At 73.7% G+C, this 20,823-nt stretch carries 18 protein-coding genes; 15 read left to right on the plus strand and 3 right to left on the minus strand.

Going from position 1 to position 20,823, the window contains the following annotated elements; genetic code table 11:
- The first annotated feature begins 164 nt into the window (after nt 1-164).
- The 13 genes from ACFVQ3_RS00275 (at nt 165) to ACFVQ3_RS00335 (ending at nt 11,875) form a co-directional block, all read left to right on the plus strand.
- A complete protein-coding gene (locus tag ACFVQ3_RS00275) occupies nt 165-1,718 on the plus strand; it encodes an ABC transporter ATP-binding protein (protein WP_387633737.1) in 1,554 nt (517 codons plus the stop codon).
- Nucleotides 1,715-2,983 (plus strand): ABC transporter permease, encoded by a 1,269-nt coding sequence (locus ACFVQ3_RS00280; RefSeq protein ID WP_387633739.1) that lies wholly within the window; start codon nt 1,715-1,717, stop codon nt 2,981-2,983. The genes ACFVQ3_RS00275 and ACFVQ3_RS00280 overlap by 4 nt, the downstream gene beginning before the upstream one ends.
- The gene (locus ACFVQ3_RS00285) at nt 2,980-4,257 is read left to right on the plus strand and encodes an ABC transporter permease (protein ID WP_387633741.1); all 1,278 of its coding nucleotides are present in this window, start codon (nt 2,980-2,982) and stop codon (nt 4,255-4,257) included. The genes ACFVQ3_RS00280 and ACFVQ3_RS00285 overlap by 4 nt, the downstream gene beginning before the upstream one ends.
- Before the next feature lie 4 nt (nt 4,258-4,261).
- The gene (locus tag ACFVQ3_RS00290; RefSeq protein ID WP_387633743.1) at nt 4,262-4,693 is read left to right on the plus strand and encodes a cytidine deaminase; all 432 of its coding nucleotides are present in this window, start codon (nt 4,262-4,264) and stop codon (nt 4,691-4,693) included.
- Nucleotides 4,690-6,036, plus strand: coding sequence for a thymidine phosphorylase (locus tag ACFVQ3_RS00295; protein ID WP_387633745.1), 1,347 nt, complete (start codon nt 4,690-4,692; stop codon nt 6,034-6,036). Before ACFVQ3_RS00290 ends, ACFVQ3_RS00295 begins: the two co-directional genes overlap by 4 nt.
- 1 nt (nt 6,037) lies before the next feature.
- On the plus strand, nt 6,038-6,475 hold the full coding sequence (locus tag ACFVQ3_RS00300; protein ID WP_387633747.1) for a YidH family protein: 438 nt from the start codon (nt 6,038-6,040) through the stop codon (nt 6,473-6,475).
- A complete protein-coding gene (locus ACFVQ3_RS00305; protein ID WP_387633749.1) occupies nt 6,472-6,786 on the plus strand; it encodes a DUF202 domain-containing protein in 315 nt (104 codons plus the stop codon). The genes ACFVQ3_RS00300 and ACFVQ3_RS00305 overlap by 4 nt, the downstream gene beginning before the upstream one ends.
- A gap of 43 nt (nt 6,787-6,829) precedes the next feature.
- Nucleotides 6,830-7,891, plus strand: a complete 1,062-nt coding sequence (locus ACFVQ3_RS00310) for a hypothetical protein (protein ID WP_387633751.1) — start codon at nt 6,830-6,832, stop codon at nt 7,889-7,891.
- 28 nt (nt 7,892-7,919) lie between these two features.
- On the plus strand, nt 7,920-8,168 hold the full coding sequence (locus tag ACFVQ3_RS00315) for a hypothetical protein (protein WP_387633753.1): 249 nt from the start codon (nt 7,920-7,922) through the stop codon (nt 8,166-8,168).
- Between the two features lie 102 nt (nt 8,169-8,270).
- Complete coding sequence (locus ACFVQ3_RS00320) at nt 8,271-9,386, plus strand: adenosine deaminase (protein WP_387633755.1); 1,116 nt, start codon at nt 8,271-8,273, stop codon at nt 9,384-9,386.
- Nucleotides 9,383-10,090 (plus strand): deoxyribose-phosphate aldolase, encoded by a 708-nt coding sequence (gene deoC / locus ACFVQ3_RS00325; protein WP_387633757.1) that lies wholly within the window; start codon nt 9,383-9,385, stop codon nt 10,088-10,090. Before ACFVQ3_RS00320 ends, deoC begins: the two co-directional genes overlap by 4 nt.
- Before the next feature lie 118 nt (nt 10,091-10,208).
- Complete coding sequence (locus ACFVQ3_RS00330; protein WP_387633759.1) at nt 10,209-11,021, plus strand: siderophore-interacting protein; 813 nt, start codon at nt 10,209-10,211, stop codon at nt 11,019-11,021.
- 221 nt (nt 11,022-11,242) lie between these two features.
- Nucleotides 11,243-11,875, plus strand: a complete 633-nt coding sequence (locus ACFVQ3_RS00335; RefSeq protein WP_387633761.1) for a DUF4352 domain-containing protein — start codon at nt 11,243-11,245, stop codon at nt 11,873-11,875.
- A 109-nt stretch (nt 11,876-11,984) separates the two neighbouring features.
- Here ACFVQ3_RS00335 and ACFVQ3_RS00340 read toward each other — a convergent pair whose 3' ends face one another.
- Nucleotides 11,985-13,817, minus strand: coding sequence for a phospho-sugar mutase (locus tag ACFVQ3_RS00340; protein WP_387633763.1), 1,833 nt, complete (start codon nt 13,815-13,817; stop codon nt 11,985-11,987).
- 1 nt (nt 13,818) lies between these two features.
- Nucleotides 13,819-14,658, minus strand: coding sequence for a purine-nucleoside phosphorylase (locus ACFVQ3_RS00345; RefSeq protein WP_193719348.1), 840 nt, complete (start codon nt 14,656-14,658; stop codon nt 13,819-13,821).
- Between the two features lie 119 nt (nt 14,659-14,777).
- Here ACFVQ3_RS00345 and ACFVQ3_RS00350 point away from each other — a divergent pair, with 119 nt between their 5' ends.
- The gene (locus tag ACFVQ3_RS00350) at nt 14,778-16,217 is read left to right on the plus strand and encodes an NAD(P)H-quinone dehydrogenase (RefSeq protein WP_387633765.1); all 1,440 of its coding nucleotides are present in this window, start codon (nt 14,778-14,780) and stop codon (nt 16,215-16,217) included.
- Between the two features lie 116 nt (nt 16,218-16,333).
- Here the strand turns inward: ACFVQ3_RS00350 and ACFVQ3_RS00355 are convergent, their stop codons facing one another.
- The gene (locus ACFVQ3_RS00355) at nt 16,334-19,057 is read right to left on the minus strand and encodes an endonuclease/exonuclease/phosphatase family protein (RefSeq protein ID WP_387633767.1); all 2,724 of its coding nucleotides are present in this window, start codon (nt 19,055-19,057) and stop codon (nt 16,334-16,336) included.
- 196 nt (nt 19,058-19,253) lie between these two features.
- On the opposite strand from ACFVQ3_RS00355, the gene ACFVQ3_RS00360 reads away from it, so the two are divergent.
- On the plus strand, nt 19,254-20,792 hold the full coding sequence (locus tag ACFVQ3_RS00360) for a CoA-acylating methylmalonate-semialdehyde dehydrogenase (protein ID WP_387633769.1): 1,539 nt from the start codon (nt 19,254-19,256) through the stop codon (nt 20,790-20,792).
- Nucleotides 20,793-20,823 lie beyond the last annotated feature (31 nt).

Consider the following 20,823-nt stretch of genomic DNA (forward strand, 5'->3'; position numbering starts at 1 on the left):
TAATTAAAATAACCGCCGGAACTTTGGTGGTGCCGCCCCGGCGCGCGCGTTCACCTCCCCCTTACCCTGGGGGGGCGGCCGGCCCGGCACCTCGCCGGGCCGGCTCGACCAGTCTTGGGCTAACGTCGCAGGCAAGGCTGCCTGTGCATCGAAGGAGACCGTACGTGAAGCTGGAGCTCCGCGGAATCACCAAGTCGTTCGGACCGCTCGTCGCCAACGACCACATCGACCTCGTCATCGAACCGGGGCAGATCCACGCCCTGCTCGGGGAGAACGGCGCGGGCAAGAGCACGCTGATGAACGTGCTGTTCGGCCTCTACCAGGCCGACTCGGGCGAGATCCTGCTCGACGACGTCGAGCGCGCCTTCCGAGGCCCGGGAGACGCCCTGGCGGCCGGTATCGGCATGGTGCACCAGCACTTCATGCTCGTGCCCGTCTTCACCGTCGCCGAGAACGTCATGCTGGGCCACGAGGACACCAAGGCCGGGGGTTTCCTGGACCTGGAGGCCGCCCGCAAGCGCGTGCGCGAGCTGTCCGCGCGGTTCGGGTTCGGGCTCGACCCGGACGCCGTCGTCGAGGACCTCCCCGTCGGCGTGCAGCAGCGCGTCGAGATCGTCAAGGCCCTCGCCCGTGAGGCGAAGGTCCTCATCCTCGACGAGCCCACCGCGGTGCTCACGCCGCAGGAGACCGACGAGCTGATCGAGATCATGCGCCAGCTCCGCGAGTCCGGCACCTCGATCGTGTTCATCACGCACAAGCTGCGCGAGGTCAAGGCCGTCGCGGACGTCATCACGGTCATCCGCCGGGGCGCCGTCGTCGGCACCGCGGAGCCGACCGCCTCCGAGAGCGAGCTCGCCTCGCTCATGGTGGGACGTGCCGTCTCCCTCGGTCTCGACAAGGCCCCGCCGCAGCGCGGCGCGGAGACGTTCGTCGTCTCGGACCTCACGGTCCTGGCGCCGAACGGTCAGGCCGTCGTGGACCGTGTGTCGTTCGCCGTCGCCGAGGGCGAGATCCTCGCCGTCGCGGGCGTGCAGGGCAACGGGCAGACCGAGCTCACCGAGGCCATCCTCGGGCTGCTTCCCTCCGCGGAGGGGTCGATCTCCCTGCACGGGCAGGAGCTGCGCGGCCTGACGCCCGACGCGGCGCTCGAGGCCGGCATCGGCTTCGTCCCCGAGGACCGCAAGGTCGACGGGCTCGTGCTCGACTTCTCGGTCGCCGAGAACCTCGTGCTCGACCTCTACGACAAGCCGCCCTACGCCAAGGGCATCGGCCTCGACCTGGGGGCGATCCGCCGCAACGCCGAGCAGCGCATCACTGAGTTCGACATCCGCACCCAGGGCCCCGGCCAGGAGGTCGGTCGGCTCTCGGGCGGCAACCAGCAGAAGGTTGTGCTGGCGCGCGAGCTCTCGAGGCCGCTCAAGCTGTTCATCGCGAGCCAGCCGACGCGAGGCGTCGACGTGGGCTCGATCGAGTTCCTGCACCGGCGCATCGTGCAGGAGCGCGACAACGGCACGCCCGTGATCATCGTGTCGACCGAGCTCGACGAGGTCGTCGAGCTCGCCGACCGCATCGCCGTGATGTACCGGGGAGGGATCGTCGGCGTGGTGCCGCCGACGACGTCGCGAGAGGTGCTCGGTCTCATGATGGCCGGGGTCCCGCACGACGAGGCCATCGCACAGGTGCACGACCAGACCGACACGACGGGAGCAACCCAGTGACCGACCAGCAGCCCGCCCCGCCACCGACGGGAGAGCCGGCGCCCGAGCCGGCCGGCGCGGCCACGCCTCAGCCCGAGGGCTCCGAGTCCGCGCGCTGGACCGCGACGTTCCGCGAGATCACGACCGGCCCGTTCGGCGTGACCGTCCTGGCGTTCGTCCTGGCACTGGTCATCGGTGGGCTCCTGATCATCGTGACGGACCCCGACGTGACCGCCGCGGCGAGCTACCTGTTCGCCAAGCCCGCCGACTTCTTCGGTGCGGCCTGGACCGCGGTGAGCGAGGCCTACGCGGCCATGTTCCGCGGTGCGGTCTACAACTACGACGCCCCGACGTTCGCACGCGGCATCCGTTCCCTCACGGAGACCATGACGGTCTCGACCCCGCTCATCATCGCCGCGCTCGGCGTGGCGGTCGGCTTCCGCGCCGGGATGTTCAACATCGGCGCCCAGGGCCAGGTCATCATGGGGGCCGCGATCGGCGGCTACGTCGGCTTCGCGTGGAACCTCCCGCCCGTGCTGCACCTGCTGCTCGCCCTCCTGGGCGGCATCCTCGCCGGCGGCTTCTGGGCCGGCATCGCGGGCTTCCTCAAGGCACGCACCGGGGCCCACGAGGTGATCGTGACGATCATGCTCAACTACGTCGCGCTCTACCTCGTGGCGTGGTTCCTCACGACGAGCGCCTTCACCCGGCCCGGGTCGAACCAGCCCAAGAGCCCCGGGGTCAAGGACACCGCGCAGCTCCCGCTGCTCCTCGGTGACCAGTTCCGCCTCAACGCGGGCTTCCTGGTCGCGATCCTCGCCGCCGTCTTCGTGTGGTGGCTCATGACGCGCTCGACCTGGGGCTTCCGCTTCCGGGCCGTCGGCTCGAACCAGCAGGCCGCACGCACCGCGGGCATGGGCGTCGCGTCGTCGTTCGTCCTGGTCATGGTCGTCTCCGGCGCCCTCGCCGGGCTGGCGGGCGCAGTGCAGATCCTCGGCACCGAGAAGGCCCTCACGGGAGGTATCGCGGGCTCGATCGGGTTCGACGCGATCACGGTCGCGCTCCTGGGACGGTCCAAGCCGCTCGGCATCTTCTTCGCCGGTCTGCTGTACGCCGGGCTCAACGTGGGCGGGCGCGCGATGGAGGCCTCGACAGGGACCTCGATCAACATCGTCCTGGTGATCCAGTCGCTCGTCGTGCTCTTCATCGCGGCGCCGCCGCTCGTGCGGGCGATCTTCCGTCTGCCTGCCCCGAACCCCGTCATCATGAAGGGAGTCAGCGCATGAGCGCCGTCGCTGCACCCGCTACCCAGGTCGCCGCCGTCACCGCGGCCCGCAGCTGGAAGCTCCCCATCACGCTGGGCGTCTTCGGGCTCCTCTCGTTCGTCCTCTTCGGCCTCCTGGGGCCTGCCGGCTCGGTCACGACGTTCGGCATCTCGACGGGCGCCGACCTGCTCCAGTTCGACCCGGTCGCCGTCCCGACCCGGGCGACCGCGATCGTGCTCTCGGTCCTGTGCCTCCTGCTCGCGGGCTACGCGTACGTCCGGGTCCGCGCGGACCAGCCGGTCGGCCGCTGGGTGCTCGCGGTCTTCGGTGTCCTGTGGGTCCTGACGTTCCTGGTCTGGGCCGTGGCGGACAAGAGCACGTCGATCGTGAGCCTCCTCCAGGGGTCCTTGCTCCTCGCGGTCCCGCTCGCGTTCGGCGCCCTCGGTGGTCTGCTCAACGAGCGGGCCGGCGTCGTGAACATCGCGATCGAGGGGCAGCTCCTGACGGGCGCCTTCGGTGCCGCGGTGCTCGCCTCGGTCGTGGGCAACGCGTACGTCGGGCTCGTCGCCGCCCCGCTCGCCGGGCTGCTGATCGGAGCGATGCTGGCGCTGTTCACCGTGAAGTACCACGTGAACCAGATCATCGTCGGTGTGGTGCTCAACGTGTTCGCGGTCGGTCTGACGAGCTTCCTGTTCAGCTCGGTCCTCAAGAACGACGCGGCCACGCTCAACACCCCGCCGCGCCTGCCGACGCTCCCGATCCCGCTGCTGTCGGAGATCCCGATCATCGGCCCGGTGCTGTTCCGCCAGTCGATCATCGTCTACCTGCTCTACGTCGCGGTGGTCGTGATCAGCATCGCGCTGTTCCGTACCAAGTGGGGCCTGCGTGTCCGCTCGGTCGGCGAGTACCCGCAGGCTGCGGACACGGTCGGCATCGACGTCAACCGCACGCGCTGGCGCAACGTCCTGCTCGGGTCGATGGTCGCGGGCCTCGGCGGTGCGTTCTTCACGATCGGTTCCGTGGGTGCCTTCGGGCAGGAGATGACGGCCGGCAAGGGGTACATCGCGCTCGCCGCGATGATCCTGGGCCGGTGGAGCCCGTGGGGTGCCCTGGGCGCCGCGCTGCTCTTCGGCTTCGCCGACAAGCTCCAGCAGGTGCTCGGCGTCCTCGAGACGCCGATCCCCAACCAGTTCATGCTGATGCTCCCGTACGTCGTGACGATCTTCGCGGTGGCCGGCCTCGTCGGCCGCGTCCGTGGCCCTGCGGCCGCGGGCCAGCCGTACGTGAAGGGGTGAGCGCGTGAGCGAGAGCAGCGGCACGACGACCGACGCGGGCGACCGCTTCGACTGGCAGGCCCTGCGCGTCGCCGCGCGGGGCGCGATGGAGAAGGCGTACGCGCCGTACTCGTCCTTCAAGGTCGGTGCGGCGGCGTTCGTCGACGACGGCCGCCTGGTCACGGGCGCGAACATCGAGAACGCCGCGTACGGCGTCACGCTGTGCGCCGAGTGCTCGCTCGTGAGCGACCTGATCGGGAGCGGGGGCGGTCGCCTGGTGGCGTTCGCGTGCGTCGACGGTCACGGCAACACGCTCATGCCGTGCGGGCGGTGCCGCCAGCTCCTGTGGGAGCACGGCGGCCCCGCGCTGCTCGTCGAGACGACCCGTGGCATCAAGCCCATGAGCGACGTACTGCCCGATGCGTTCGGGCCCGAGGATCTGGTGGAGCGAGCATGAGCACGCAGAGCATCCCGGCAGGCGCTTCCGGCGCGCTGCCCGACAAGCAGACCGAGTCGTTCGACGCGGTCGACGTCATCCGCACCAAGCGGGACAAGGGCCGGCTGTCGGCCGAGCAGATCGACTGGGTCATCGACGCCTACACCCGTGGCGTCGTGGCCGAGGAGCAGATGGCCGCCCTGAACATGGCGATCCTGCTCAACGGCATGGACCGCACGGAGATCGGCCGGTGGACGGCCGCGATGATCGCCTCGGGCGAGCGCATGAACTTCTCGGCGCTCTCGCGGCCCACCGCGGACAAGCACTCGACCGGCGGGGTGGGCGACAAGATCACGCTGCCGCTCGCGCCGCTCGTCGCAGTCTTCGGCGTGGCCGTGCCGCAGCTCTCGGGGCGTGGTCTGGGGCACACGGGCGGCACGCTCGACAAGCTCGAGTCGATCCCGGGCTGGCGTGCTGCGCTGACCAACGAGCAGATGATGAACCAGCTCGAGCACGTGGGCGCGGTCATCTGCCAGGCGGGCTCCGGGCTGGCGCCCGCGGACCGCAAGCTGTACGCGCTGCGCGACGTCACGGCCACGGTCGAGGCGATCCCGCTCATCGCGTCGTCGATCATGAGCAAGAAGATCGCCGAGGGCACAGGGGCTCTGGTCCTGGACGTCAAGGTCGGTTCCGGGGCGTTCATGAAGGACCTCGACCAGGCGCGCGAGCTCGCGCGCACCATGGTGGACCTGGGCACCGACGCGGGCGTGCGCACGGTCGCGCTGCTGACCGACATGTCGACGCCGCTCGGCCTCACGGCGGGCAACGCGCTCGAGGTCCGCGAGACCCTCGAGGTGCTCTCGGGCGGTGGCCCGCGTGACGTCGTGGACCTCACGGTCGCGCTCGCGGTCGAGATGCTCGCCGCTGCGGGCAAGCCCGTCCCGGAGGAAGAGGTCCGGCACGCGCTGTCCAACGGCCGGGCCATGGACAAGTGGCGCGAGATGATCGCGGAGCAGGGTGGCGACGCGCGTGCACCGCTGCCTGTCGCACGCGAGAAGGAGCACGTGGTCGCGGACCGCGACGGCGTGCTCTCGCACCTCGACGCGTTCGGCGTCGGCGTCGCGGCCTGGCGCCTGGGCGCCGGGCGTGCGCGCAAGGAGGACCCGGTGCAGGCGGGTGCTGGGATCGAGATCCACGCCAAGCCGGGGGACGTCGTGACGAAGGGGCAGCACCTGCTGACCCTTCACACCGACACCCCCGAGCGGTTCGACCGTGCGGTCGAGGCGCTCGACGGGGCGTGGGGCGTCGCGGACCCGGGCACGGTCGTCGAGACCCCGGCCCTGATCCTCGACCGGCTGAGCTGAGATGACGGCGCAGGCGGGGGAGCCCTCGGACGACGCGGCGACGCGTGGCCCGGGGGCTCCCCCGTCTGACGGCCGTCGTCCGCGCTCGGTGTACGGCGTGGGCGAGGAGCCCGACATCCGCTTCAGCCTGGCCAACGAGCGCACCGCGCTGGCCTGGGTGCGCACGGGGCTCGGTCTCGTCGCGGGCGGTGTCGCGCTCACGTCGTTCGCGTCGCTCGCGAGCATGTCGGGCTTCGTCGACGTGATCGCGGCGGTCGCGTGCCTCGCGGGGGCGGGTTTCGCGGCCTACGCACTGCTCGCGTGGCGGCGCAACGAACGGGCCATCCGGCGCGGGGAGCCCCTGCCCGCGCCGACGGGGCTCCCGGTGCTCGTCGCGGGCGTGCTCGTCCTCGCGCTGCTCGTGGCCGGGTACGCGGTCACCGAGGTCTGGCGGGCGTGACGTCGCCGGCCCGCGACCCCGGCCTGCAGCCCGAGCGCACCGCGCTCGCCTGGCAGCGCACGGTCCTCGGCGTCGTGATCGGGTCGGTCCTGCTGGCCGCCGTGAACCTGCGGGTGGGTCAGCCCGTCCTGTCCGTGCTCGCGGGCGCCCTCGCGGTCGCGACCCTCGTGCCCGCAGTGCTGCGGCCGCCGTCGGGCGGTCTCCCGCGGGACGGTCGGCTGCGTTCCTGGGGCTTCCTCGCGCGGGTCGCGTCGCTCGTGGGGCTCCTCGGGGTCCTGGGGGCGGCGAGCGCGTTCGCGAGCCTGCTGTGAGGGCGGGTCGTCGCAGGAGCGGAGGGGATGGCAGGCTGTCCGGATGATCCTCGCCGACCTCCAGCTGACCCAGGTCCTGCGTGCTGTCGGAGCCGGGCGGGGGCCGTTGCCGCCCGCGCCGCCGTCGGGCCGCTACGCGGTCCCCGGGCTCGACGGCGCCGCACCCGTCGTCCGTCGGCTCGCGCGCCGCGCGGGTCACCCCGACCAGGTCGCCGACCGCCTCGTCGACGCGCTCTCGACGCTGCGACCGTGGGAGCGGGCGCACGTGCTCGACCCGTTGCGCCGGGCCGTCCCCGCCCCGCCGGCGCCCGGTGCGCCCGGGGACGGCTCACCCGCGCCAGGACCTGATGCGCGGTTCGGCGAGCCGCTCGTGCTCGGCAGCGCCCGCGCGGTCCAGGTCGACGGGACGACGTGCGGCTCGGCCGTGCTCGCGGTCCTCGCCGCGGCGGGCGACCCCGTGGTCGGGCTGTGGCTCGTCGCGGGTGCCGACGTCTCCCGAGGGGCGAGCGCGCACGTGGTGACCGAGGGAGAGGTCGACGCGACCGCCCGGGAGCTCGAGACGTCGTCGGGCAGGTTCGCCGCGCTCCAGCGCCTCCTCCAGGCGCGCACGACGCACGCGGCGCTCGGCCCCCTCCCGTGGCCCACCGGGCTCGGCACGCCGCCCTGGACGGCCGCCCGCGACGCCCGCTACGCCGACGTGCGGTACACCCACCGCATCGTGGCGGGCGAGGGCACGACGGACCGGGTGCTCGCGAGCGCGCTGCGCTCGGCCGCCGCGGGCGTGCCCGTGCCCCTGTACACGGGTGGGGACGTCGGGACGGGGTGGTCGACGGCCGTGCCGCGCCACGTCGTGCTGCTCGCGGGCGTGAGCGGCCCGCAGGAGCCGCGGACGGACGCCGCCGCACCGTTCGGCGGTCGGTCGTGCTCGGTGTACGAGCCGTCGTCCGGGACGTTGCACCGCCTGCGCGTCGCCGACCTCCTGGCCGGGGTCGGCGAGGACGGCGAGCCCGGCCGGGGCGTGCGGCGCGCGCTCGGCGGCTGGTCGCACGTCACCTGGGCGGTCGTGCCCGCGGGACGGGCTGGCGGGTCGCGCCGCGTCGGGTGACGATGGGGAGAGACGAGAGGAGCTCACCATGAGCACGGTCCCCGGTACCGATTCCTGGCGAGACGCCGGCCTGGTCGCACCCGACGACGACGCCCCGAAGAACCTGGTCGAGGAGGAGCTGACGCCCCCGGTCGAGTCCTCCGACGCGGACGACGCGGAGGACTACAGCCCGCGGACGCCCCGCCCGGACCTCGACGGCGAGGCGGACGAGGCCGACGTCGTCGAGCAGGCGTCGGTCGTGCCGCTCGACGAGGGCGACGACGCGACCGGCGAGTGAGCCGGGCCTGAGCCAGGCCCGACGCACCCGTGACGCACCCGTGACCTCGGGACCCGCACCGCCGTCGCGTGCGCCCGCCCCGGGCCCGGTAGCGTGAGCCCCATGACCTCCACACCCTCCTCCGTGAGCGAGACCGTCGCGGCGATCGCCGCGCTCCCCAAGGTCGTCCTGCACGACCACCTCGACGGTGGGCTGCGGCCCCGGACGATCATCGAGCTCGCCGCCGAGATCGGGCACGACCTGCCCGCGACGGACGCCGACGCCCTGGGCGCCTGGTTCGTCGAGTCGGCCGACTCGGGCTCGCTCGTGCGCTACCTCGAGACCTTCGACCACACGATCGCCGTGATGCAGACGCGCGAGGCTCTCGTGCGTGTCGCACGCGAGTCCGTGCTGGACCTCGCGGCCGACGGCGTCGTGTACGCCGAGCAGCGGTGGGCCCCCGAGCAGCACCTGCGCGGCGGTCTGAGCCTGCAGGACACGGTGGACGCCGTCCAGGCAGGCCTGGAGGAGGGCGTCGCCCTCGCCGCCGCGCAGGGTCGCACGATCCGCGTGGGCCAGCTCGTGACCGCGATGCGGCACGCCGACCGCTGGCAGGAGATCGCCGAGCTCGCCGTGGCCAACCGGGGCAACGGCGTCGTCGGGTTCGACATCGCGGGCGCCGAGGACGGCTTCCCGCCCTCGCGCTTCCCCGACGTGTGGCGCTACCTCGCGGACCAGAACTTCCCCGTGACGATCCACGCCGGCGAGGCCTCGGGCGTCTCGTCGATCGCCGAGGCCGTCCACCTGGGCCAGGCCTCGCGCGTCGGGCACGGCGTGCGCCTCGTCGAGGACATCTCGTTCGACGAGCACCACGGCACCGCGGCCCTGGGCCAGCTCGCCCACTGGGTCCGCGACCACCAGATCCCGCTCGAGCTGTGCCCGGTCTCCAACCTGCAGACCGGGGCCTCGGCGACCTCGATCGCGGCGCACCCCATCACGCGCCTCAAGGAGCTCGACTTCGCGGTAACGCTCAACACGGACAACCGCCTCATGTCCGGCACGTCCATGACGCACGAGATGACGCTGCTCGTCGAGCAGGCCGGCTGGACGCTCGAGGACCTCTACGACGTCACGGCCACGGCCGCGTGGAGCGCCTTCATCCACCACGACGAGCGCCGCGCGCTCGTCGACGACGTCATCCTTCCCGGTTACCAGGAGATCCAAGGAGCACAGCTGTGAGCACCCCCGGCACGTCCCCGCTGGACCGCGCGTCCCTCGCGCAGTTCGTCGACCACACCCTGCTCAAGCCCGAGGCGACCCGCGCCGACTTCGAGGCGCTCGTCGACGAGGGCGTCGCGCTCGGCGTCTACTCGGTGTGCGTCTCGCCGTCGGTCCTGCCGCTCGACGGCAAGGGCCTGAAGATCGCGACCGTGTGCGGGTTCCCGTCCGGGACGCACCACAGCGACGTCAAGGCCGCCGAGGCCGCGCGGTCGGTCGCCGACGGTGCCGACGAGGTCGACATGGTCATCGACCTGGGTGCCGCCAAGGCGGGCGACTGGGCGTACGTCCAGTCCGACATCGCAGCCGTCCGTGCGGCCGTCCCGGCCCCCACGGTCCTCAAGGTCATCATCGAGTCCGCCGCGCTGACGGACCACGAGATCGTCGAGGCGTGCCGCGCCTCGGAGGCCGCCGGCGCCGACTTCGTCAAGACGTCCACGGGCTTCCACCCGGCAGGCGGCGCCTCGACGCACGCGGTGTCCATCATGGCCGAGACGGTCGGCGGACGCCTCGGGGTCAAGGCCTCGGGGGGCGTGCGCACGCTCGCCGACGCGCTCGCGATGATCGAGCACGGTGCGACGCGCCTGGGCCTGTCGGGCACCGCCGCGGTGCTCGCGGGCTTCGACGGCGTCGAGCCGGCCGAGGGCGGCGCAGCGGGCTACTGACCCGTACCCGACGGATCGAGGGGTGACCGTGCCCGGACGGGCGGTCACCTCTCGGCGTCTCCGGGGTTAGGCTAGCCTCACTTCGCCATCGCGGGCGGAGCGCACCCTGGAGGACCGAATGACCGACCCTGCCCCCCGCAAGCCCGAGCGCGTCGCGACCCACGCCGTGGTCGTGCGCACCGAGCGCCTCACGCCGCACATGATCCGCGTGGTCCTCGGGGGAGAGGGGCTCGACGGCTTCGAGGCCGGCCCGTACACCGACCGCTACGTCAAGCTGCTCTTCCCGGACGCGGCCGGCCCCGAGGGGCGCGTGCCGATGCGCACCTACACGATCCGCTCGTGGGACCCCGTCGCGCGCGAGCTCGCGATCGACTTCGTGGCGCACGGCGACGAGGGCCTCGCAGGTCCGTGGGCGGCCGCCGCCCAGCCCGGCGACGCGCTGTCCTTCTTCGGCCCGGGCGGCGACTACGCGCCGTCGGGCGACTACGACTGGCACCTGCTCGTGGGCGACGAGAGCGCCCTGCCCGCCATCGCGGCGGCTCTCGAGGCCGTGCCCGACGGCGCACCCGTCCTCGCGGTGGTCGAGGTCGCCTCCGCGGCGGAGGAGCAGGCCCTCACGTCGCCCGGGGCGCTCGACCTGCGCTGGGTCCACCGCGACGCCCACCCCGACAGCGCGCCCGGCGACGTCCTCGTCGCGGCCGTCGAGTCGCTCACGTTCCTGCCCGGGCAGCCCCAGGTGTTCCTGCACGGCGACGCCGGGTTCGTGCGCACGCTGCGTCGTCACGTGCGCCTCGACCGGGGCGTGCCCGTCACGGCGCTCTCCGCGTCCGGCTACTGGCGCCGCGGACGCACCGAGGAGGGCTGGCGCGCCGAGAAGGCCGACTGGAAGGCCGCCGTCGCCCGCGACGAGGAGCCCGTGCTCAGGGGCTGACGGGCCCCGCGCCCTCGGCGGGCGACCGGGGTGCGCTCGGCGGGCGCGCTCGACCGCGGTCACGAGTGCCCCCGACCGACGCGGCGCCCCCGACCGGTCCGCGGTCCGAGGCGCGCCTGCGACTTTCGATGCGCAGACCATGGCCGGTCAGCCGATGCGCCCACCCGGTCCGACGCGATGGAGTGGCTCCGTACCGATCCGGAACCACGAGAGGCCCTCGCGTGCAGAACCAGCCGTACCCCGGGCGGCCCACCCCGGCGCAGCCGGACCCCGCCGACCCCGCCGCGTGGAGGTCGTTCTTCGCCCGGCACCGGCTCCTCACGGTCTTCCTGGCGAGCCTCGCACTGGTCGTCGTCATGGCGGTCGCGTCGAACCTCGTGGGTCGTGCCACGCCCGCTGGGGCCGCAGGTGCCGTGGGCGCCGTGGGTGCGGGAGGCGCCGCCGACCCCGACGAGGGGGCCCCGGGCCTCGGCGCGGCCGTGCGCGACGGGAAGCTCGAGTTCACGGTCATGGCCGTCGAGCCGGGGGTCACGCACGTGGGAGACGAGCTGCTGGGCGCTGACCCCCAGGGGCAGTTCGTCCTGCTGCACGTCGTGGTGACGAACGTCGGGGACGCAGCCCGGAGGGTCGACGCAGGCGCGCAGAGGCTGGTCGACACCCAGGGGCGCGAGCACTCGGCCGACCCCACCGCCGGGGGCCACCTCGGCGACGCCGAGAGCTTCCTCGACGACGTCGGCCCCGGCAGCTCGATCGAGGGCGTCGTGGTGTTCGACGTCCCGGCCGACGTCGTGCCGGCGAGCGTCGAGCTGCACGACTCGTTCATGTCGGGCGGCACGACGGTCGCGCTCGACTGACCGCCGGAGGGCTCTCCGGGCACGACGCAGGCCGTCGCCCGCTCCATGTGGAGGGGGCGACGGCCTGCGTCGTGCGCGGTGCGGGGCAGGTCGCCCGGACCGTCCGCGGTCAGATGCCGAGCGCGGCTGCGACGTCCGCTCGCACCTGGTCGAGGCGGGTCCGCGCGAAGGCGCGAGCCGCGGTGAGGTCGTCGTAGCTCGCGTCGGGAGCGACCGGGACGATCACCTCGAGGTAGCACTTGACCTTGGGCTCGGTACCGCTGGGGCGGACGATGACCCGGGTGCCGTCCGCGGACAGCAGCCGGACGCCGTCGGTCGGCGGCAGCCCGTCGAGGCCCTCGGACAGGTCGACGACGTCGCTCACGCCCGAGCCTGCGAGCGTGCGCGGAGGCGCCGCACGCAGCCTCGACATGGCTGCCGGGATCTGGTCGAGGTCCGTGAAGCGGGCCGAGAGCTGGTCGGTCACGTGCAGACCGTGAGCACGGGCGAGGTCGTCGAGCGCGTCGACGAGCGTGCGCCCCTCGGCCTTGAGCCGGTTCGCGAGCTGCGCGAGGAGCAGCGCGGCGCTGATGCCGTCCTTGTCGCGCACGACCTGCGGGTCGACGCAGTAGCCGAGCGCCTCCTCGTAGCCGTAGACCAGGCCGTCGACCCGGGAGATCCACTTGAACCCCGTGAGGGTCGCGGAGTAGCCCAGCCCGTGGCTGTCGGCGATCTTGCGCAGGAGCCGCGAGGACACGATCGAGCTCGCGAAGAACGGGGTCCTGCGGCCGGCGGGGTCGGGCGGGTCCTGTGCCGCACGTCGGCCGATCTCCTCGCCGAGCAGCGAGCCCACCTCGTCGCCGTGCAGCATGCGCCACCCGTTCGACCGGGCGGTCTCGGCCCCCTGGTAGGTCCCGACGCGCGGGTCGTACACCGCGAGGGCGCACCGGTCCGCGTCGGGGTCGTTCGCGATCACGAGGTCCGCCTTGGCGTCCTGCGCGTACGCGAGCGCGAGGTCGATCGCGCCGGGCTCCTCCGGGTTGGGGAAGGCCACGGTCGGGAACAGCGGGTTCGCCTCGAACTGCTCGGCGACGCTGATGACGTCGGTGAAGCCCGCGTTCCGGAGGACCCGGTCGAGCACCTCGCCTCCCACGCCGTGCAGCGGGGTGGCGACGATGCGCAGGTCGCGCGCGGCGCCGTCGGACAGGCGGCCCACCGACTCGACGTAGCCGAGCGCGAGGTCGCGCCCCAGGACCGTCCAGCCGTCGGTCGCGCGGGGAACCTGCACGGCCACGGGCGAGCGGTCGATCGCGGCCGCGATCTCGGCGTCGTACGGGGGCACGATCTGCGCGCCCTGACCCGAGTCCGTGACCACCCGGCCGCCGAGGTACACCTTGTAGCCGTTGTCCGCCGGGGGGTTGTGGCTCGCGGTGACCATGACGCCCGCGTCGGCGCCCAGGTGGCGCACCGCGTAGGCGAGCACCGGCGTGGGGAGCGCGGAGGGCAGGATGGACGCCTCGACGCCCGCGGCCGTGAACACCGCGGCGCTGTCGAGGGCGAACGTGTGCGAGTGGTGCCGGGCGTCGTACCCGATGACGACGCGCGGCGTCTGCCCCGGCAGGGCGTCGCGCAGGAACGATGCGAGGCCCGCCGCGGCCCGGATCACGACCGCGCGGTTCATGCGGTTGGGGCCCGCCGCCATCTCGCCGCGCAGGCCCGCGGTGCCGAACTGGAGCGTGCCGACGAAGCGGTCGCGCAGCTCGGCCCGTGCCCGGGCACGCACCTCGTGGTCACGGGGGTCGGGGGAGTCGGCCTCCGCGAGGAGGGTGCGCAGCTCGGCCTGGTCGGCGGGCTCGGGGTCCGCCTCGATCCAGGCCTCGACCTGCGCCAGGAAGGACGCGTGGCCCTGCCCTGCCTCGTAGCCGGGGTCGTCCACGTCGAGGAAGTCCTGTGGGTTCGTCATGTCACACCAGCTTCGCGATCTCGGCGAGCAGGGAGCTGATCCGGGGCCCGGCCGCCTGACCGGCCTCGATGACCTCGCCGTGCGACAGCGGGGTGGGGCTGATGCCCGCGGCAAGGTTCGTGACCAGCGAGATGCCCAGCACCTCGAGCCCCGCGTGACGCGCGGCGATGGCCTCGAGCGTGGTCGACATGCCGACCAGGTCCGCGCCGAGGATGCCCGCCATGCGCACCTCGGCCGGGGTCTCGTAGTGCGGGCCGGGGAACTGGGCGTACACGCCCTCGCCGAGCGAGCCGTCGACCGAACGGGCCAGGTCCCGCAGGCGGGGGGAGTACAGGTCCGTCAGGTCGACGAACGTCGCGCCCTCCAGGGGCGAGGTGGCCGTGAGGTTGATGTGGTCGCGGATGAGGACCGGGGTGCCCGGCCCGTGGTCGAGGTTCAGGCCGCCGCACCCGTTGGTGAGGATCACGGTCTGCGCGCCGGTCGCCGCCGCGGTCCGCACACCGTGGACGACGTGGCGCACGCCCTTGCCCTCGTACAGGTGGGTGCGCGAGCCGAGCACGAGCGCGTGGCGGACCGAGCCGTCGGCGCGCTCGATGCGGATCGAGCGCGTCGTCGCGACGTGGCCGGCGACGGCGGGCTTCGAGAAGCCGGGGATCTCGTTCGTGGGGATCTCCGCGACGACGTCGCCCAGGAGCTCTGCCGCCCCGCCCCAGCCCGACCCGAGCACGAGGGCGACGTCGTGGCCCTCGATCCCGGTGGCTTCGGCGATGTGGTCCGCGGCGGCGCGGGCCACGAGGAACGGGTCGGTCGTGGGGTCGTCGAGAGACAAGGTCGTCGTCATAGGACGAGGCTATCCGTTCTGGGGCGCCGCGCCCCGCGGAACGCCCGTCCTCGCGTCAGCGCGTCGTCGTGTCCGCATGCTGACACGGATGCCCCTCGGATGCTGACAGAATGGCACCTGTGACGAACGAGAACCCCGACCTGCAGGCCAGCCGCATCGTGATCCTGGGCGGTGGACCCGGAGGCTACGAGGCGGCTCTCGTCGCCCGTCGGCTCGGTGCCGACGTCACCGTCGTCGAACGCCAGGGGCTCGGCGGCGCCGCCGTGCTCACCGACGTGGTGCCGTCCAAGACCCTCATCGCGACGGCCGACTGGATGACGATCGCCGACCGTGCCGCCGACCTCGGCATCCGCCTGCCCGTCGACACCGCCAAGGCCGCGCACCCCGCGATGCGTCGCCACATGGTCGACCTGGACGCCGTCAACACCCGTGTCATGGCGCTCGCGGCCGCACAGTCCGCCGACATCCACGCGCGTCTCGAGCGCGAGGGCGTGCGCGTCCTGATCGGCGAGGGGCGTCTCGACGGCCCGTCGCGCGTGCACGTCACGCTCCAGGAGGACGCGGCAGAGGTCTCGGTCGACGCCGACGTGATCCTCCTCGCGCTCGGCGCGACGCCCCGCGTGCTGCCGACCGCGATCCCCGACGGGGAGCGCATCCTCACGTGGACCCAGCTCTACAACCTCAAGGAGCTCCCCGAGCGCCTGATCGTCGTGGGCTCGGGCGTCACGGGCGCCGAGTTCGCGGGCGCCTACAACGCGCTGGGCTCCGACGTCGTGCTCGTCTCGAGCCGCGACCGCGTGCTGCCGGGCGAGGACGCCGACGCGGCCGAGCTCATCGAGGGGGTCTTCCGCTCGCGCGGCATGACGGTCATGTCGCGCACGCGCGCCGAGGCCGCGGTGCGCACCGACGAGGGCGTCGAGGTCACGCTCGCCGACGGGCGCGTGGTCAAGGGCTCGCACGTGCTGCTCGCCGTCGGGTCCATCCCCTCGACCGCGGGCATCGGGCTCGAGGAGGCCGGCGTCCGCCTGACCCCGAGCGGCCACGTGCAGGTCGACAAGGTCTCGCGCACCTCGGTGCGCGGCATCTACGCGGCGGGCGACTGCACGGGCATCCTGCCGCTCGCCTCGGTCGCCGCGATGCAGGGCCGTGTGGCCATGTCCCACGCCCTGGGCGACGCCGTGAGCCCCATCAAGCTGCGCACGGTCGCCGCGAACATCTTCACGGCCCCGGAGATCGCGACCGTCGGGTACAGCGAGGAGAAGCTCAAGGAGCAGGGGTCGCGGTACGTGACCACGACGCTCCCGCTGGCCCGCAACCCGCGCGCCAAGATGCTCGGCATGCGCGACGGGTTCGTCAAGCTGTTCGCGCACCCGGAGGCGAGCGTCGTCCTGGGCGGCGTCGTCGTGGCCCCGCGTGCGAGCGAGCTCATCTTCCCCATCACGCTCGCGGTCGCGCACCGCCTCACGGTCGACGACGTCGCGGAGGCCTTCACGGTCTACCCGTCGCTGTCCGGCTCGATCGCCGAGGTCGCGCGCATGCTCCACCACCGCGAGGACTGAGGCGCGGGCCCTCGGGCCGCCCGACGATCGTCTCCCCGAGGCGGCCCGGCGGCCTCGGGGCCTGGCGGATCGCTGGGTCGCCGCACGCGGCACGCTGGACCCGGACCCGACGCCCGCTACCCGGCCGGCGCGGGCTCCGGCTCCTGCGCCGGGCGCACCACCGTCACGAGCGGGCGGTGGTCGGACGAGACGTCGTCCAGGACCCGGAAGCGCTCGAAGCCGACACCTGCACCGAACATCCAGTCGATGCGGTGGCGCGGCGCGTCGGCGGGCGACGTGAGGTCGTCCGCGTTCCCCGCCTGGTCCTGCCCGCTGACGAGCCCCTGGGACTCGACGAGGGTGATCTCGTCCCAGTCGGGTTCGGCGTTGAGGTCGCCCGCGAGCAGGTACGCCCCTTCGACCGGCTCGGCCGCGAAGAGCGTGTCGAGCTGGTCGAGGCGGGTCGGGGTGCTCTCGCGGCGGTGCTGCAGGTGCACGGAGGTCACGCGCAGCCCGTCGGCCCAGGCGGTGCGCAGGGCGGTCCCCTCCGTGGGCGTGACGGTCGCGGAGATCGCGGACCTGTGCTGCGGGCCCGCGCCGAAGGGCAGCGACGTCCGTGACACGTCGGACACCGTGACCGTGTCCGGGTCCCACAGGATCGCGTTCCCGAACTGGCGGTCGGCCGCCCCGACGAACGCGACCTCCATGTCGGTGGCGCGCGCGAGGTAGGTCGCCATGTCGATGCCGCCGCCCAGCACCCAGCCGCGCGAGACCTCCTGGAGCGTCACGACGTGGGCGCCCGAGTCACGGATCGTGGCGGCGACGTCGTCGAGCTCGACCGACGGTGTCGCGCTGACCCCGTAGTGCAGGTTCCAGTCGAGGACGACGAGGCCCTGCTCGTCGGCGGCCGCACCGCCCGCCGGACCGTCCCGGTCCGGCAGGTCGAGGAGCTGTGCGACGGCACCTCCTGCGGTCAGGGCGACGACCGCGGCCACGACGGGCAGCGCGACCCGCACGCTCGGCGGGGCGACGCGTGCGGCTGCGAGGGTGCCCGCGGCGGCCTGCGGCAGCGGGCGGGTGCGACGCAGCCCGGCGACCCCGATCACGAGGGCGACGAGGACCGGCACGGAGGCGTTGGGCACGGGCAGGGGGACGTCGTAGTCGAGCTGGTAGACCAGGAGCGGCAGGATGAGCCCCAGCCCGACGGCGGTGCTCGCCCCGGCCAGGCGCAGCCAGCCGATCTCCCGGGCAGGTCGGGTCAGGGCGTGCACGACGGCGTCGGTCGAGGCGACGGCGAGACCGACGACGCAGACCAGGATCGCCCAGGCGAGCAGGTCGTCGAGGACCTCGGTCCGACCGGGCAGCACGAAGACGACCAGGGCGAAGGCGACGAGGGCCACGAGGTCGGCCCAGCGGCCCACGACCGACAGGACGGCGTTGCCCCCGGGGCGGCTCGACCGTGCGGTACCGCGGACGGTCGTCAGCCCGACCATGAGGGCCATGAGAGCGACGGCTCCCGCGGCCACGGACAGGGGCAGGCCCGTCTGCGACGCGACGAAGGCCGGGTTGCCGAAGACCATGACACCCAGCGCGAGGTACGGGCCGAGCACCCAGATCCCGCGGGCCCCGGGAGCGGCGGCGTCACGGCGCAGCAGCCAGGCCGAGACCACGGCCAGGCCGCCGAGCGCGAGGGGCGCCACCCAGGAGAGCAGGCCGGTGCGCCAGTACGCGTCCCACGTCCCGTGGAGCAGGCTCACGCCCGCGGCGCCCAGGACGCCCAGCGAGACCCCCAGGGCGACCATGCGGCCGTTCGCGAGCGGCGTCCAGGCGCCTCCCACCCGCTCGGGGGAGTCGTCGGCGGGCCCCGGTCGGACGCCGCTCACGAACGCGACGACGATGACGAGCGTGGCCACCGCGAGCGAGGCGCCCCCGAGCCCCAGCCCGTAGCGAGCCGACCCGAGGGCTCCCTCGGAGCCGGCGGCGATCCCGAGACCCTGCAGCCCCAGTCGCCACCCGACCAGCGCGAGCACGGCGCCGAGCGTGACCCGCCCCGAGACCGGCAGGCGCGCGGCGATGATCGTCACGGCCAGCGCGGGAGCCGCGTACGTGACCAGGGCCGTCCCGGCGGCGACGGTCACGCTCGCGGAGAAGGCGCGGTCCAGCAGCGGGCCGCTCGCCCGGATCATCTCGACGGCGAGCGCCGTGACCACGGTGAGCAGGAGCAGGCGGGCGGCGTTGCCGCGGCCGAGGCGTGTCACGTGCCGGGCCGCGTGGGAGAGCTGTCGACGGGTCGGGAACGGGTTCGACGAACCTGCTGTGGTCGTGGCAGCGGCGTCGGCGAGCCCGGCGTCGGCAGCGGCCTGGGAGGCAGCCGGTACCGGGGGCGTCGACCGTGGGCCCGACGGTTCGGTCGGAGCCTCGGCGGGCGCGGTCCGCGGCGGAGCGGTCGACCCGGCCGGGGTCGCCGGCCCCGCCGCCGCGGTGGCACCCGGTGCCTGCGACAGGTTCGGGGCGAAGCGTGCCGCGCGCTCGCGCCAGGCCGTCGGGGCGGGAGAGGTCTCGGGCGAGACCTCGACCCTCTCCCAGGCGGAGGCACCGGTCGGGGCCGGGGCCGGGGCGGGCGGTGCCGGCGTGGTGGGCAGGGCAGAGGTCCGGGGGCGCGCCGTCGGGAGCGCACCGGTGACGGGCGACGAGTGCCACGAGGTGTCCGCCTGGCGCTCCAGGGCGGCCTGCTCGGCAGCGCGCCGCTCGGCGCGGGTCAGGGGCCGCGCGGGAACGGGGTCCGGTCCGGGAGGAGGGGGACCTGCCGGGGCTCGGCGGTCGCCCGGGTCGTGGCTGCTCGTGCGGTGCTCGTCGGTCACGGGCCGACCGTACCCGGGCCCGGTGGCGCGACGACAGCGGCACGCACGTCGGGGAGTCGCCCCGGGCCGCTTCACCCGGGCCGATCCCGGACGCTGTGACCGACCTCACACGAAAGGCGTCCTCGTGCCACACTGAGACTCAGTCGTCGACGACCCGGGCCGCCGCTCCGCGTGCCTGCCCCGGAGGGAGGCCAGCATGACGAGCAGCACCCCCGAGCAGACCCCAGGGGTGATCGGGCACGTCGTCGGTGGCCGCCGCGTGGACGAGGCGCAACGGTACGGACCCGTCCACGACCCGGCGACCGGACGCGTCACGGGGCGGGTGGCCCTCGCCTCGGCGGCGGACGTGGACGCGGCCGTCGCGGCGGCGCTCGCGGCCTTCCCGGGCTGGTCCCGGACGGGCCTGTCACGGCGCGTCGAGATCCTCTTCGCGTTCCACGAGCTGCTGCGGGCGCACCGGGACGAGATCGCCCACGTCGTCTCGGCCGAGCACGGCAAGGTCGTGTCCGACGCCGAGGGGGAGGTCGCGCGAGCGCTCGAGAACGTCGAGTTCGCGACCGGCATCCCGCACCTGCTCAAGGGGGGCTTCAGCCAGCAGGTCTCGACCGGGGTGGACGTCCACGAGGTCAAGCAGCCGCTGGGCGTCATGGCCGGCATCACGCCCTTCAACTTCCCGGCCATGGTACCGCTGTGGATGATCCCGACGGCGATCGCGTGCGGCAACACGTTCGTCCTCAAGCCGAGCGAGCGCGACCCGTCGGCGTCGCTGCTGGTCGCCCGGCTCCTGACCGAGGCCGGGCTGCCCGACGGCGTCGTCAACGTGGTGCAGGGTGACCGGGTCGCGGTCGACCGGCTCCTGGAGCACCCCGACGTCGCCGCGATCAGCTTCGTCGGGTCCACGCCCGTCGCGCGCCACGTCTACGAGACGGGCACGCGCCACGGCAAGCGGGTCCAGGCCCTGGGCGGTGCGAAGAACCACCTGGTCGTCCTGCCCGACGCCGATCTCGATGCCGCAGCGGACGCTGCGGTCTCGGCGGGGTACGGGTCCGCGGGGGAGCGGTGCATGGCGATCTCGGTCGTGGTCGCGGTGGGCGACGTCGCCGACGCCCTCGTCGAGGCGATCCGCACGCGCGTGGCGGGGCTCGTCGTCGGGCCGGGGAGCGACCCCGCCTCCCAGATGGGGCCGCTCATCACGGCCGAGCACCGCGACCGTGTCGCGGCGCGCGTGGGCAGCGCCGTCGACGAGGGCGCGCTCCTGGTCCTGGACGGGCGGGACGGACCGCCCGTCGGGCCGGGGCCCGCGGGACAGGACACGAGCGGAGGGTTCTTCCTCCGCCCGAGCCTCGTGGACCACGTGCGGCCCGAGCACACCGTGTACCGGGAGGAGATCTTCGGACCGGTGCTCTCGGTCGTGCGCGCCGAGACGTTCGACGACGCCCTGCGGCTCGTCAACGAGAACCCCTACGGCAACGGCGCGGCCGTCTTCACGCGCGACGGAGGAGCCGCCCGACGCTTCGAGGTCGAGGTGCAGGCCGGCATGGTCGGCGTCAACGTCCCCATCCCGGTGCCCGTCGGCTACTACTCGTTCGGCGGCTGGAAGGGCTCGCTGTTCGGGGACTCGCACATGTACGGCCCCGAGGGGATCCACTTCGCGACCCGGACCAAGGTCGTGACGTCGCGGTGGCCGGACCCCGCGACCAGCAGCATCGACCTGGGATTCCCCCGGACCCGGTGACGAGGCGGACGAGCCGACGGACGAAGGGACG

Source organism: Oerskovia sp. NPDC057915 (assembly GCF_042887685.1).
In the GTDB taxonomy this organism is placed as follows: Bacteria; Actinomycetota; Actinomycetes; order Actinomycetales; family Cellulomonadaceae; genus Oerskovia.

Excerpts from the sequence above, each read along its gene's own strand:
- ACFVQ3_RS00285 (WP_387633741.1), top strand. The coding sequence starts at position 2,980 with ATGAGCGCCGTCGCTGCACCCGCTACCCAGGTCGCCGCCGTCACCGCG.
- ACFVQ3_RS00295 (WP_387633745.1), top strand. The coding sequence starts at position 4,690 with ATGAGCACGCAGAGCATCCCGGCAGGCGCTTCCGGCGCGCTGCCCGAC.
- ACFVQ3_RS00300 (WP_387633747.1), top strand. The coding sequence starts at position 6,038 with ATGACGGCGCAGGCGGGGGAGCCCTCGGACGACGCGGCGACGCGTGGC.
- ACFVQ3_RS00310 (WP_387633751.1), top strand. The coding sequence starts at position 6,830 with ATGATCCTCGCCGACCTCCAGCTGACCCAGGTCCTGCGTGCTGTCGGA.
- ACFVQ3_RS00315 (WP_387633753.1), top strand. The coding sequence starts at position 7,920 with ATGAGCACGGTCCCCGGTACCGATTCCTGGCGAGACGCCGGCCTGGTC.
- ACFVQ3_RS00320 (WP_387633755.1), top strand. The coding sequence starts at position 8,271 with ATGACCTCCACACCCTCCTCCGTGAGCGAGACCGTCGCGGCGATCGCC.
- ACFVQ3_RS00330 (WP_387633759.1), top strand. The coding sequence starts at position 10,209 with ATGACCGACCCTGCCCCCCGCAAGCCCGAGCGCGTCGCGACCCACGCC.
- ACFVQ3_RS00340 (WP_387633763.1), bottom strand. The coding sequence starts at position 13,817 with ATGACGAACCCACAGGACTTCCTCGACGTGGACGACCCCGGCTACGAG.
- ACFVQ3_RS00345 (WP_193719348.1), bottom strand. The coding sequence starts at position 14,658 with ATGACGACGACCTTGTCTCTCGACGACCCCACGACCGACCCGTTCCTC.
- ACFVQ3_RS00360 (WP_387633769.1), top strand. The coding sequence starts at position 19,254 with ATGACGAGCAGCACCCCCGAGCAGACCCCAGGGGTGATCGGGCACGTC.